The sequence below is a fragment of the Streptomyces profundus genome, from assembly GCF_020740535.1.
Taxonomy (GTDB): domain Bacteria; phylum Actinomycetota; class Actinomycetes; order Streptomycetales; family Streptomycetaceae; genus Streptomyces; species Streptomyces profundus.
This window is the reverse complement of the sequence record NZ_CP082362.1, coordinates 1,521,186-1,536,084: the sequence shown is the minus strand read 5'-3', so window position 1 is coordinate 1,536,084 and position 14,899 is coordinate 1,521,186. Positions and strand designations below refer to the sequence as shown.

At 75.1% G+C, this 14,899-nt stretch carries 1 protein-coding gene (running past one end of the window); it reads left to right on the top strand.

The features are described 5' to 3' along the window. Positions 1-14,899: the 3' portion of a type I polyketide synthase gene (locus K4G22_RS06670; RefSeq protein ID WP_228078819.1), read on the top strand. Its footprint begins 1,850 nt before the window's first position; the window shows 14,899 of its 16,749 coding nt (coding positions 1,851-16,749); the start codon falls outside the window, past its left edge; its stop codon occupies positions 14,897-14,899.

The following is a 14,899-nucleotide window of genomic DNA, read 5'->3' as shown; positions in this document are numbered from 1 at the left end:
CGACTGGTCCCTCACGGCCGTGCTGCGCGGCGCGCCCGACGCGCCGGGGCTCGACCGGGTGGACGTCGTCCAGCCGGTGCTGTGGGCGGTGATGGTGTCACTGGCGGAGCTGTGGCGTGCGCACGGCGTCCAGCCGGCGGCCGTCGTCGGCCACTCCCAGGGCGAGATCGCCGCCGCCTGCGTCGCCGGCGCGCTCACCGTCGAGGACGCCGCCCTGGTCGTCGCCCTCCGCAGCAGGGCGCTGCTCGGCCTCGCCGGCGACGGCGGCATGGTCGCGCTGGCCCTGTCGGCCGAGGCCACCGAGACGCTGGTCGCCGGCTGGCCGGAACGCATCGCCGTCGCCGCCGTCAACGGCCCGGCCGCCACCGTCGTCACCGGCGAACCCGACGCCCTGGACCAGCTGTTGGAGGACTGCCGGACGCTCGGCGTGCGAGCGCGCAGGGTGCCGGTCGACTACGCCTCGCACGGCCCGCAGGTCGAGCGGGTCCGCGACGAACTCCGCACCGCGCTCAGCCCGTTGCGCCCCCAGGCGGCCCGGGTGCCGTTCTACTCGACGGTCACCGCCGACGTCGTCGACACCACCGGGCTCGACGCCGACTACTGGTACACCAACCTGCGGCACGCCGTGCGTTTCGAGGAGACGACCCGCGCGCTGCTCGCGGCGGGCCACACCCTGTTTGTCGAGGTCAGTGCCCATCCGGTGCTCACCGCCGCGATCGAGGACACCGTCGCGGACGCCCAGGTGGAGGCCGTCGCCGTCGGCACGTTGCGCCGCGACGAGGGCGAGCCGCGCCGCTTCCTGCGCTCGCTCGCCGGCGCCTACGCCCACGGCGCCGACACCGACTGGCGCGCCGTCCTGGCGCCCGACGGGGCGCCGCCCGTGCCGGTGCCGACCTACGCCTTCCAGCGCGAGCGGTACTGGCTGGACGCGCCCGCCACCGCCGCGAGCCCCGCCGGGCTCGGCCTCGGCTCGGCCGAACACCCGCTGCTCGGCGCCCGGGTGGCGCTCGCCGACGGCGACGGCATCCTCTTCACCGGCCGGCTCTCCCCCCGCACCCAGCCGTGGCTCGCCCAACACGCCGTGCACGGCGAGGTGTTGCTGCCCGGCACCGCACTGCTCGACCTCGCCGTCCACGCCGGCGACCAGGTCGGCTGCGGCAGCGTCGACGAACTCACGCTGCACGCACCCCTGTCGCTGCCCGAGAGCGGCAGCGTCGCGCTGCAACTCGTCGTCGACGAACCCGATCCGACGGGCCGCCGCGCGCTGCGTGTCCACGCCCGCCTCGACGACGAGGCGCCCTGGGCGCTGCACGCCGAGGGCGTGCTGGCCCCCGACGCCCCCGACGCCCCCGCGTCGCACGAGCGGCTCGCCGCCTGGCCGCCGCCGGGGGCCGAACCCCTGCCGCTGGCAGGGCTGTACGAGCGGCTCGAAGCGATCGGGTTCGGCTATGGCCCGGCCTTCCAAGGGCTGCGGTCCGTCTGGCGGCGCGGCGACGAGCTCTATGCCGAGGTCACCCTGCCCGAGGCGGCCGGCGACGGCGCCGCCCACTACGGGCTGCACCCGGCGCTCCTTGACGCGGCGCTGCATCCGCTCGCGCTGACCGCCCTCAACGCCGACGCCGATGCCGACGCCGACGCCGCCGACAACGAATCCGCACGTGGCCGGCTCCCGTTCTCCTGGAGCGGCGTCACCCTGCACGCCGTCGGCGCCGAGACCCTGCGGGTGCGCCTGCTGCCGGCCGGCGCCGACCGGGTCGCACTCACCGTCGCGGACGTCGAGGGCGAACTCGTCGCCCAGATCGGGTCGTTGGACCTGCGGCCCGTCACCGGCAGCCCCCGGCGGGGCGCACGGGACGAGGCCGCGCTCCATGAGACGCGGTGGCACCCCCTGCCGCTGCCGCCCGCCGAGGAGCCGGGGGACACCGTCGAACCCGCCGTGCTGCGGCTGACCTCCGACCCGTCCGCCGAGCATCCCGTGGCCGCCCTGCACGAGGTGGCGGCCCGCGCGCTGGCCGCCGTCCACGAGGCGCTGGCGTCGGACCGTCCGCTGCTCGTGGTCACCACGGGGGCGGTCGCCGTCGGCCCCGACGACCGGATCGTGGACCCCACCGCCGCCACCGTCTGGGGCCTGGTCCGCTCGGCCCAGGCCGAACACCCGGGGCTGCTGACGCTGGTCGACACCGACCAGGACACCGACACCGATCAGGACTTCGACGAGGCGACGCTGGCGGCGCTCGCGCGCACCGGGGAGCCCCAGACGGCGCTGCGCGCCGGCCAGGTGTTCGCACCCCGCATCGAACGACGCCCCGAAACCCCGCCGGAGCCAACGCCGTTCGACCCCGAGGGAACCGTGCTGCTCACCGGCGGCACCGGCACCCTCGGCGGGCTGACGGCACGTCACCTCGTCGCCGAGCATGGCGTCCAGCGACTGCTGCTGCTCTCCCGCAGCGGCCAAGACGTTCCCGGCGCCCAGGAGTTGGCCGACGAACTGACGGCGGCCGGCGCCACCGTCACGTTCGTCGCCTGCGACGCCGCCGACCGGGACGCGCTGGCCGCCGCCCTCGACACCATCCCGGCCGCGCACCCGTTGACCGCCGTGGTGCACGCCACCGGGGCGCTCGCCGACGGACTCGTCACATCGCTGACACCCGAGGGGCTCGCCGAGGCCCTGCGCTCCAAGGCGGACGCCGCCTGGCATCTGCACGAGCTGACGCGCGACCTCGACCTGACGGCCTTTGTGCTGTACTCGTCCGCCGCCGGGCTGCTCGGCTCCGCGGGGCAGGCGGCCTACGCCGCCGCCAACGCGGCGCTCGACGCCCTCGCCGCCCACCGGCGCGGCCTCGGCCTGCCGGCGGTCTCCCTGGCCTGGGGCCTGTGGGCCGAACGCAGCGCCATGACCGGCGCCCTCGGCGCCGCCGACCTGGCCCGGATGGGCCGCGACGGCTACCAACCCCTCAGCACCGCCCAGGGGTTGAGCCTCCTCGACCAGGCGCTGACCAACCCGGGCGCCGGCCCCGCCGGCGCCACCCTGCTCGCCGTGCGCCGCGCCGGCGAGACCGCGTCCCCGGCCGGGCCCAGGCGCGCCCGCCGGCGTGCCGCCAGCAGCGCGGGCACGCCCGAACTGCGCCGACGCCTCGCCGCGCTCCCCGAACGGGACCGGCGCGCCCAGGTGCTCGGCCTGGTCAGGGAGAACGCGGCGCTTGTCCTCGGCCACGCCTCGCCGGACACGGTCGCGCCAGACCGCGCGTTCAAGGATCTGGGCTTCGACTCGCTGACCGCCGTGGAACTCCGCAACCGGCTCAACGCCGAAACGGGCCTGCGGCTCCCCGCCACCCTGGTCTTCGACCACCCCAACCCCGAGGCGCTCGCCACGCTGATCGAGCGTCAACTCCTCGACCAGGCACCGGAACACCGGCCCGCCGTCACCGCGACCGCCGTGGACGAGCCGATCGCGATCGTGGCGATGGGCTGCCGCTACCCGGGTGGCGTGGACTCGCCGGAGGCGCTGTGGCGGCTGGTCGCCGAGGGCGGCGACGCCATCGCTCCCTTCCCGGAGGACCGGGGCTGGGATGTGGCGGCGCTCTACGATCCGGACCCGGAGCGCTCCGGCCACTCCTACACCCGGCACGGCGGGTTCCTCGACGGCGCGGCCGACTTCGACGCCGAGCTGTTCGGGATCTCCCCGCGTGAGGCCCTGGCGATGGACCCCCAGCAGCGGTTGCTGTTGGAAACGTCCTGGGAGACGTTCGAGCGGGCCGGTATCGACCCGCTGTCGCTGCGCGGCCGGGACGTCGGCGTCTTCGCCGGCGTGATGTACCACGACTACGGCAGCCGTCTGCACGACATTCCCGAGGACGTCGAGGGCTATCTCGCCACCGGCGCCTCAAGCAGCGTCATCTCCGGCCGTGTCGCCTACACCTTCGGGCTTGAGGGCCCGGCGGTGACGGTGGACACGGCGTGCTCGTCGTCGCTGGTGGCGCTGCACCTGGCGGCTCAGTCGCTGCGCAACGGCGAATGCGCGATGGCGCTCGCCGGCGGCGTCACCGTGCTGTCGTCCCCCGGGCTCTTCACCGAGTTCAGCCGGCAGCGCGGCCTGTCACCCGACGGCCGCTGCAAGGCGTTCGGCGCCGAAGCGGACGGTGCTGGCTTCGCCGAGGGCGTGGGGATGCTGCTGCTGGAGCGGCTCTCGGACGCGCGGCGCAACGGGCATCGGGTGTTGGCGGTGGTTCGCGGGTCGGCGGTCAACCAGGACGGGGCGAGCAACGGCCTGACCGCGCCGAACGGTCCCTCCCAACAGCGGGTGATCCGGGCTGCGTTGGCGGGCGCTGGACTGTCGGCACCGGATGTGGACGCGGTGGAGGCGCATGGCACGGGCACCACGTTGGGCGATCCGATCGAGGCGCAGGCGTTGTTGGCCACCTATGGGCAGGAGCGGTCGGCGGATCGTCCGTTGTGGTTGGGGTCGTTGAAGTCCAACATCGGGCACGCCCAGGCGGCGGCGGGTGTGGGTGGTGTGATCAAGATGGTGCAGGCGATGCGCCATGGTGTGCTGCCGCGCACCCTGCACGTCGATCAACCGTCCCCGCATGTCGACTGGGAGTCGGGCGCGGTGCGGCTGCTCACCGAGGACGTCGAGTGGCCGGCGGGCGACCGGCCGCGTCGGGCCGGCGTCTCCTCCTTCGGAGCGAGCGGCACCAACGCCCATGTGATCATCGAACAGCCCGCACCGCAGCCAGAGCCCGAGCCCCGACCCGAGAGCGGAACCCCCGCCCCGCTGATCCTCTCCGCCGCCACCGCGCCCGCACTGGACCAACTACTCGCAGAGGCCCGCGCGTTGCCGGCCACGCTGGACGTGGGGTGGTCCCTCGCGAAGGGGCGGGCGGCGTTGGGTGAGCGGGCGGTGGTGCTGGGTTCCGAGGTGGTGCGCGGGGGAGTAGCGCCTGGTGCGGGTCGGGCGGTGTTCGTTTTCCCGGGTCAGGGTTCGCAGTGGCTGGGGATGGCGGAGGAACTCCTTGACGCTTCCCCGGTGTTCGCTGCGCGTTTTGAGGAGTGTGGGGAGGCGCTGTCGTCGTTTGTTGAGTGGTCGTTGGTGGAGGTGGTGCGCTCTGATGACGATGAGTGGTTGGGGCGGGTTGATGTGGTGCAGCCGGTGTTGTGGGCGGTGATGGTGTCGTTGGCGGAGGTGTGGCGGGGGTATGGGGTGGAGCCTGCTGCGGTGATTGGTCACTCTCAGGGGGAGATCGCCGCCGCCGTGGTGGCTGGTGGGTTGTCGTTGGTGGATGGTGCGCGGGTGGTGGCGTTGCGGTCTCGGGTGATTGGTGAGGTGTTGTCGGGTCGGGGTGGGATGGTGTCGGTGGTTGAGTCGGTGGGTGCGGTGGAGGCGCGGATCGCTCGGTGGGGTGAGCGGTTGTCCGTGGCGGTGGTGAATGGTCCGTCGGCGACGGTGGTGTCGGGTGAACCGCAGGTGTTGGATGAGTTGTTGGCCGTCTGTGAGGCGGAGGGGGTGCGAGCCCGCAGGGTTCCCGTGGACTATGCGTCGCATTCGGCTCAGGTGGAGGGCCTGCGCGAACGTCTGCTGACGGATCTGGCCGGGGTGGAGCCGTGTGCGGGGTCCATACCTTTCTACTCGACGGTGACCGGCCAACTGGTCGATACGGCCGAGTTGGATGCCGAGTACTGGTTCACGAATCTCCGTAGTCGGGTGCGGTTCGATGAGGCGGTGGTGGCGGCGGGCCATGCCGTGTTTGTCGAGGTCAGCGCGCATCCGGTGTTGACGATGGCGATCGAGGACGCCCCGGCCGTGGGCACCCTGCGTCGGGGTGAGGGCGGCCTGGACCGGTTCCTGACGTCGTTGGCCGAGGCATGGACCCAGGGCGTTCCGGTCGCCTGGGAGCGGGTGTTGGCCGGTGGCCGGCAGGTCGACGTGCCGACGTACCCGTTCCAGCGCCAGCGCTACTGGCTGGACGGCGGCCAAGGGGCGGTGAACGCCGCCAGGTTGGGGCTCGGCGAGGCGCGGCATCCGCTGCTGGGTGCCGGCGTGGAGCTGGTGGACACGGACGGGTTTCTGCTGACCGGCAGCCTCTCGCCGGTCACCCACCCCTGGTTGGTTGACCACGCGGTGAACGGGACGGTGCTGCTGCCCGGCACGGCGATGCTGGAGCTGGCCGTGCACGCCGGGGATCAGGTGGGCTGCGGCCAGGTCGAGGAACTGACCCTTGAGGCACCGCTGGTGATCGCGGAGAGTGGTGATACTCAGCTGCAACTCGCCGTGTCCGCCCCGGATGACGCCGGGCGCCGCACGCTCGCCCTGCACGCCCGCCATGGTGCCGCCGGCTCCTGGACGCGGCAGGCGACCGGTGTGCTCGCCCCGCGGCCCGCGCCGCCGGCCGGCGAGCCGGCGGCGGTCTGGCCGCCGGACGGCGCGGCCTCCGTCGACCTCTCCGACTTCTACGCGCGGGCGGCCGACGCCGGCTTCCACTACGGCCCGGCGTTCCGTGGCCTGCGCGCGGCCTGGAAGCACGGCGACGAGGTGTACGCGGAGATCGCGCTGCCCGAAGCGGCGGGCGACGGCGGGGAGTTCGCGCTTCATCCGGCGCTGTTGGACGCCGGGTTGCAGGCGCTGCGGGTGGGCGGCGTCCTCGATGGGGAGGGCCGGCTGCCGTTCTCCTGGCGCGATGTCACCCTGCACGCCGCCGGCGCGGCCGAGCTGCTGCGGGTACGACTGTCGGCGCGCGGCGCCGACGAGGTGACGATCGAGGTCCGCGACGGGCAGGGCCTGCCGGTGCTGACCGTCGGCTCGCTGGTCGCCCGGCCGTTCGTCGCCGCTCAACAGCCGAACGCCGCAACGGAGTTCCTCTTCCGGATGGTCTGGTCCCCCGTGCCTGCCGGCGCCGGGCCCGCCGCGCCGGACGGGACGCCGGAGCTGTTGCGCCTCGGCTCGGCCGAGCCGGCGTGCGGTGAGCTGCCGGGCGCCGTGCACGCGGCCGTTGCCGATGCCCTGGAGAGGGTGCGCGGCTGGCTGGCTGACGAGGCGAACGAGGGCGCGCGTCTGGTCGTGGTCACCCGGGGCGCCGTCGCCGTCCAGGCGGGCGAGCCGATCGCCGATCTGGCGGGCGCGGCGGCCTGGGGCCTGCTGCGCTCGGCGCAGGCCGAACACCCCGGCCGGATCACCCTGCTGGACAGCGACAGCGACAGCGACACCGACAGCGACGCCGCGACCGACGCGGTCCTGCTGACCCAACTGACCGGCGACGAACCGCAGTTGGCCGTGCGCGCCGGCACCGTCTACGTGCCGAGGCTGGAGCGGTGGACGCCGCCGCTCGCCCCGCCGGCCGAGGCGCCGGACGCCTGGCGGCTGCGGCTCGGTGACGGCGCCGTGGGCGCCGGCACGGTCGGCGATGTGCGGCTGGGACCGGCCCCCGAGGCCGGGAGGCCGCTGGCCGCCGGCGAGGTGCGGGTCGCCGTGCGGGCGGCCGGGGTGAACTTCCGCGATGTGGTGCTGGCCCTCGGCATGGTGGCCGGCCGGGACGGCGGCGCGGGACGCGACGAGTTGGGTGGCGAGGGCGCCGGCGTGGTGCTGGCCGTCGCCGACGACGTGCCCGACCTGCGGCCGGGGGACCGGGTGATGGGCCTGCTGCCCGGCTCGTTCGGTCCGGTCGCGGTCGCCGACCACCGGATGCTGGCGCCGATCCCCGACGGCTGGTCGTTCGTCGAGGCGGCCACGCTGCCCATCGCCTTCCTCACCGCCGCCTACGGGCTGCGCGACCTCGGCGAACTGCGCCGTGGCGAACGGGTGTTGGTGCACGCGGCGGCCGGCGGTGTCGGCATGGCCGCGGTGCGTCTTGCCCGGCACTGGGGCGCCGAGGTGTTCGGCACCGCCAGCCCCGGGAAATGGCCGGCGCTGCACGCGCGGGGCCTCGACGCGGAGCATCTCGCGTCCTCCAGGGACCTCGACTTCGAGGACGCCTTCCGTGCCGCGACCGACGGCCATGGCGTGGACGTGGTGCTCAACTCCCTTGCCGGCGCCCCCGTTGACGCGGGGCAGCGGCTGCTGGCCGCCGGCGGCCGGTTCATCGAGATGGGCAAGACCGACATCAGGGACGGCGCGCTCAGGGACGATATCCGCTACCGGGCGTTCGACCTGATCGAGGCGGGACCCGACCGGGTGCGGACCCTGCTCGCCGAGCTGCGCGAGCTGGCGCAGGACGGTGTCATCGCGCCGCTGCCCGCCACCACCTGGGATGTGCGGCGCGCCCCAGAGGCGCTCCGTCACCTCCAACAGGCCCGGCACACCGGCAAGGTCGTGCTGACCGTGCCGGCGCCACCGGCCGCCGAGGGCACGGTGTTGATCACCGGTGGCACCGGCACGTTGGGCGGCGCGGTCGCGCGTCATCTGGCCGCCACCCAGGGCGCGCGCCGGCTGCTGCTGGTCAGCCGCAGCGGCCCCGAGGCGGAGGGTGCCGCCGAACTCGTCGCGGAGCTCGCGGAGTTGGGTGCCGACGTGACGGTCGCCGCGTGCGACGCGGCGGACCGCGAGCAACTGGCCACGCTGCTCGACGGGATACCGGAGGCGCACCCGCTCTCCGCCGTGATCCACACGGCGGGCGTGTTGGACGACGGGGTCCTCGGCTCGTTGACGCCCGAGCGGCTGGCCCGGGTGCTGCGGCCCAAGGCGGACGCCGCCTGGCATCTGCACGAGCTGACCCGCGCGTCGGACCTCGACGCCTTTGTGCTGTTCTCCTCGGCCGCCGGCCTCCTCGGCGGCCCGGGCCAGGGCAACTACGCGGCGGCCAACGCGTTCCTCGACGCCCTCGCGCTGCACCGCAGGGCGCTCGGGCTGCCAGGTGTCTCGCTGGCGTGGGGGCTGTGGGCCGAACGCAGCGCCATGACCGGCGGGCTCGGCCGGGAGGACCTCGCCAGGATGGGGCAGGCCGGCATCGACGCGCTGTCGACGGATGAGGGCCTCGCCCTCCTCGACACGGCCCTCGCCTCCGCCGAGACCCTGCTGGCGCCGATCCGGCTGCGGACCGCCGCGCCGCGCGCCCGAGGCGCGGACGCCGCCGGGACGCCGCCGCTGCTGCGCGGACTGGCGCGCGCTGGCCACCGCCGCCGGCTGCCCAGGGCCGGCGGCGACGGCGGGCGCTACGCGACCGCGTCCGTCGAGGAACTCCTCGCGCTGGTCCGCACCGTGGCGGCCACCGTGCTCGGGCACGAGGCGCCGGAGGCGATCGACCCCGAACGCGCCTTCAAGGACGTGGGGTTCGACTCGCTGACCGCCGTCGAGCTGCGGAACCGGCTGAACGCGGCGACGGGGCTGCGGCTGCCGTCCACCGCCGTCTTCGACCACCCCACGCCGACCTCGCTCGCCGGCCGGCTGCGGGCCCTGCTGCAACCCGAGCGGGCCCCCACCGGGGAGCTGGCGCGGGCAAGGATCGTCGATGCCGACGATCCGGTGGTGATCGTCGGGATGGCGTGCCGCTACCCGGGTGGCGTGGACTCGCCGGAGGCGCTGTGGCGGCTGGTGGCCGACGGGGTCGACGCCATCGCTCCCTTCCCGGAGGACCGGGGCTGGGATGTGGCGGCGCTCTACGATCCGGACCCGGAGCGCTCCGGCCACTCCTCCACCCGGCACGGTGGGTTCCTCGACGGGGCGGCCGAGTTCGACGCGGGGTTCTTCGGGATCTCGCCGCGTGAGGCCCTCGCGATGGATCCGCAGCAGCGGTTGCTGTTGGAGACGTCCTGGGAGACGTTCGAGCGGGCGGGGATCGACCCGGCGTCGGTGCGTGGCAGTGCCACCGGCGTCTTCACCGGGCTGATCCACGGCGGCTACGGCCACGGTTCGGCCGCCGCGCTGGAGCTGGAGGGCTACCTCGGCAACGGCAGCGCCGGCAGCGTGGCCTCGGGCCGGGTGGCCTACACCTTCGGGCTTGAGGGTCCGGCCGTCACGGTGGACACGGCGTGTTCGTCGTCCCTGGTGGCGCTGCACCTGGCGGCCCAGGCACTGCGCACCGGCGAATGCTCGATGGCGCTGGCCGGCGGCGCCACGGTGATGGCGACGCCGACCGCCTTTGTGGAGTTCAGCCGGCAGCGAGGGCTGGCGCCCGACGGCCGCTGCAAGCCGTTCGCCGAGGCGGCGGACGGCACGGCGTGGGCCGAGGGCGTGGGGATGCTGCTGCTGGAGCGGCTCTCGGACGCGCGGCGCAACGGGCACGAGGTGCTGGCCGTGGTCCGGGGCTCCGCCGTCAACCAGGACGGGGCCAGCAACGGACTGACCGCCCCCAACGGGCCGGCCCAACAGCGGGTGATCCGCGCCGCGTTGACGACCGCCGGGCTGGCCCCCGCCGAGGTGGACGCGGTGGAGGCGCATGGCACCGGCACCACGTTGGGCGACCCCATCGAGGCGCAGGCGTTGTTGGCCACCTATGGGCAGGAGCGGTCGGCGGAACGGCCGTTGTGGTTGGGGTCGTTGAAGTCCAACATCGGGCACGCGCAGGCGGCGGCGGGTGTCGGTGGTGTGATCAAGATGGTGCAGGCGATGCGCCATGGTGTGCTGCCGCGCACCCTGCACGTCGATCAACCGTCCCCGCATGTCGACTGGGAGTCGGGCGCGGTGCGGCTGCTCACCGAGGAGGCCCCCTGGCCCTCCGTGGGCGACCGGCCGCGTCGGGCCGCCGTCTCCTCCTTCGGCGTCAGCGGCACCAACGCCCATGTCATCGTCGAGCACCCCGCCCAACAGCCCGTCCCCACGGAGCCGGAGCCGGACGCGGACCAGGGGCCGGGGCGCCCGGTGCCCGTGCTGCTCTCCGGGGACAGCCCCGAGGCGCTCGCCGCCCAGGCGGGCCGGCTGCGCGCGCATCTGGCCGCGCACCCCGAGCTGCGCCCCGTCGATGTGGCCCGCACCCTCGCCGACAGCCGCGCCGCCCTCGCCCACCGGGCCGCGCTGACCATCCCGGACGGGACCGAACAGGCCCCGCTGCTCGCCGCGTTGGACGCCCTCGCCGAAGGCGCCGAGTCCCCGCGCGTCGTCAGCGGAACGCCGGTCGAGGGCGGCACCGCCTTCCTGTTCACGGGGCAGGGGAGTCAGCGGGTGGGGATGGGGTTGGAGTTGGCCGAGGTGTTTCCGGTGTTCGGGGAGGCCCTCGAAGCGGTGTGGGGGGAGTTGGGTCGGCATCTGGGCCGTCCGATGCGTGAAGTGCTGTCGGAAACAGAGGTGTTGGGGCGGACGGAGTTTGCTCAGCCGGCGTTGTTCGCGGTTGAGGTGGCGTTGTTTCGGTTGGTGGAGTCGTGGGGTGTGGTGCCGGCGTTCCTGGTGGGGCATTCGGTGGGGGAGTTGGCGGCGGCGTATGTGGCGGGGGTGTGGTCGTTGGCTGATGCGTGTGCGTTGGTGGTGGCGCGGGGTCGGTTGATGCAGGGGCAGCGGGCGGATGGTGCGATGTTGGCGGTTCAGGCCGCTCCCGGGGAGGTGGAGTCGTTCCTGGTGGGGCGTTCGGAGCGGTTGGCGTTGGCGGCTGTGAACGGGCCGGTGTCGGTGGTGTTGGCGGGTGACGTGGACGCGGTGGAGGAGGCCGGGGCGTATTTCGGGGGGCTGGGGCGCAAGACCAAGCGGTTGCGTACCTCGCATGCCTTCCACTCCCCGCACATGGACGGCATGCTCGACGCGTTCGCCGAGATCGCCGAACGGGTCACCTTCCAGCCGGCGCGCATCCCGATCGTCTCCGATGTGACGGGCACCGTCATCGATGACGAGGAACTGAGCGACCCGGCCTACTGGGTACGGCACGCCAGGCAGCCCGTCCGGTTCGCCGACGCCATCGCCACCGTCCACGAACACGGCGTGCGGACCTTCGTCGAACTCGGCCCGGACGCGGTGCTCAGCGCGATGGCCGAGGACTGCCTGCCGGACGCGCGCGACACCGCGTTCCTGCCCACGCTGCGCGGCGGGCAGGACGAGGCGGTGGCGCTCGTCACCGCGTTCGGCCGGCTCCAAGTGCGCGGCCAGGTGGCCGACCGCGCCGCCCACCCGACCGGGGGCCGACGCGTCCCGCTCCCCACCTACGCCTTCCAACGCCGCCGCTACTGGCTGGACCCGGCGGCCCCCGGCGCCCACCGCGCGGCGCCGGACGCCCACCCGCTGCTGCCCGAGGTCGTCACCCTCGCCGACGGCGAGGGGACGCTGCTCACCGGGCGGCTCTCCACCGCCGACCAGCCCTGGCTGGGCGACCACACCATCCATGGCATTGTGCTGGTGCCGGGCACCGCCCTGGTGGAGATGGCCTGGCACGCCGGTGTGCACAGTGGCTGCGAGCGTGTCGAGGAACTCACCCTGGAGGCACCCCTGGTGCTGCCACCCGGCGGCGCCAGGGCGCGGGTGCAACTGCGGGTCGGCGCCGCCGACCCCACCGGGCGCCGGCCGCTCACCCTGCACTCCCGCCCCGACACCGACCCCGGGGCGCGCTGGACCCGGCACGCCGAGGGCGTCCTCGCCCCCGGCACGGACGCGCCGCCCGCACCGGACGCCGCCGCCTGGCCGCCACCGGGCGCCGTCCCGCTGGAGACCGACGGCTTCTACCGGCGGTTCGCCGCCGGCGGCTTCGACCTCGGCCCCGCCTTCCAGGGCCTGGGCGCCGCCTGGCGGGACGGCGACGACACCCTCGCGGAGGTGTCCCTGCCGGCGGAACAGCACCGGGACGCCCCCCGTTACGGCATCCACCCGGCGCTGCTCGACGCCGCCCTGCACGCCGGCGGCCTCGACGCCCCGGACACCGGCGAGGCATCGGCCGGCGCCGGCCGGCTGCCGTTCGCCTGGCATGACGTCAGCCGGTACGGCCCCGCGCCCACCGCGCTGCGGGTGCGGCTGAGCCCCACCGGCGCCGACGGGGCCCGCGTCACCCTCACCGACGACCGGGGGCGGCCCGTCGCCCTCATCGGCCGGCTGGTCACCCGGCCCGTCACCGAGGAGCGACTCGCGCCGCGCCAGGACGCGCTGCACACCGTCGCGTGGCGCGAGCCGCCGGCGGCACGGCGGGAGTCCACCGGCCGATGGGCGGTTCTGGCGCCGGGCGACGGCTCCGCCGAAGGCCCGGACAGCCTCCCGGAGTTGACGGACGCCTCCCGGCACGCCGACCTGACGCGGCTGGCCAAGAGCCTCACCGACGGCGGGGACCGCCCCGAGGTCGTGCTGGCGCCGCTGCGGCCCGATCCGGCGCTCCCCACGCACGAGGCGGCGCACGCGCTCGTCCATCGGGCCAGCGAACTCGTCCAGGGCTGGCTCGACGGCGAGTTCACGCCCGCCCGGCTGGCCCTGGTCACCAGGGGTGGCGTCGCCCTCGACGGCGAGGACCCGCATCCGGCGTCGGCCGCCGTCCGGGGCCTGATCGCCGCCGTCCAGGCCGAGCACCCGGGACGCTTCGTCCTGCTCGACGCCGCGCCCGACGCCCCGCTCGCCGCCGGGCCGCTCGCTCGGGCGCTCGCCTCGGACGAGCCCACGCTGGCCCTGCGCGGCGACACGGTGCGCGTCCCCCGCCTGGTCCGCCTCGACGGCGCGTCGGGGGAGCAGCCGCCCCCGAGCGGCACCGTCCTGGTCACCGGCTCGGGCGGCGCCCTGGGGCGCGCCCTCGTCCGGCATCTCGCCCGGCGCGGCGCCAGGCGGCTGCTGCTGGTCAGCCGCTCCGGGGCCGAGGCCCCCGAGGCGCCCCGACTCGTCGACGAGCTGGCCGCGTTGGGCGCCACCGCCGAGACGCGGTCCTGCGATGTGGCCGACCGCGCCCAGCTCGCCGCGCTGCTCTCCGAGCCGCGCGAGCACCCGATCACCGCCGTCTACCACCTGGCCGGCGTGCTCGACGACGGCGTCGTGACAGCGCTCACCCCCGAGCGCTTTGACCGGGTGCTGCGGCCCAAGGCGGACGCGGCCTGGCATCTGCACGAGCTGACCCGAGGTCTCGACCTCGACGAGTTCGTCCTGTTCTCCTCCGCGTCCGGCGTCATCGGCGGCGCCGGGCAGGCCAACTACGCCGCCGCCAACGCGTTCCTCGACGCCCTCGCCCAGCACCGGCACGCCCAGGGCCTGCCCGCGCGTTCGCTGGCCTGGGGCGCCTGGGAGATGGGCATGGCCGGGGAGTTGGCGCCCGCCGACCGGGAGCGGCTCGCCAGATCGGGCGCCGCGCCGCTCACCGAGGCCCAGGGCCTCGCGCTGCTCGACGCCGCCGCCGCGACGGACGCGCCGCACCTCGTTCCGCTGCGGCTCGACCCGGCCGCGCTCCGCGCCGCCGACGCCCTGCCGCCGCTGCTCGGCGACCTCGTTCCGGCGTCGGGGCGGCGCCCCGGGAACGCCGATTCGGTGGGGGAGGCAGCCGCGCTGCGGAGTCGCCTCGCCGGCCGGGACGCCACCGAACGGGAGGCGATCCTGCTGGAGTTGATCCGCGCCAGGGCGGCGCTGGTCCTCGGCCATGAGGCGCCCGAGGCGATCGACCCCGGGCGCGGCTTCACCCAGGCCGGCTTCGACTCGCTGGCCACCGTCGAGCTGCGGAACCGGCTCAACGACATCACCGGGCTCCGCCTCGCCTCCACCGCTCTCTTCGACCATCCGACGCCGCTGGCGCTCGCCGGCCATCTGGCGGCGGAACTCCCCGCGTCCGCCGCCTCGCCGGAGCCCTCGCCCCAGGGGCGGCGCGTCCCGGCGGGGGAGAGCACGCTGGTCGCGCTGGCGGCGCTCGACGACCTGCCCGTCAGCGATATCGCCCAGGCCGACCGGGAGGCCGTCGCCGACCGGCTCGAACGGTTGCTGACGCGGCTGCGGCTCCCCACCGAGGGCCCGGCGGGCACGTCGACCGACGAGGACATCGCCCAGGCCACCGACGACGAGCTGTTCGACCTCATCAACGAGGACTTCGGCCTCTCCTGA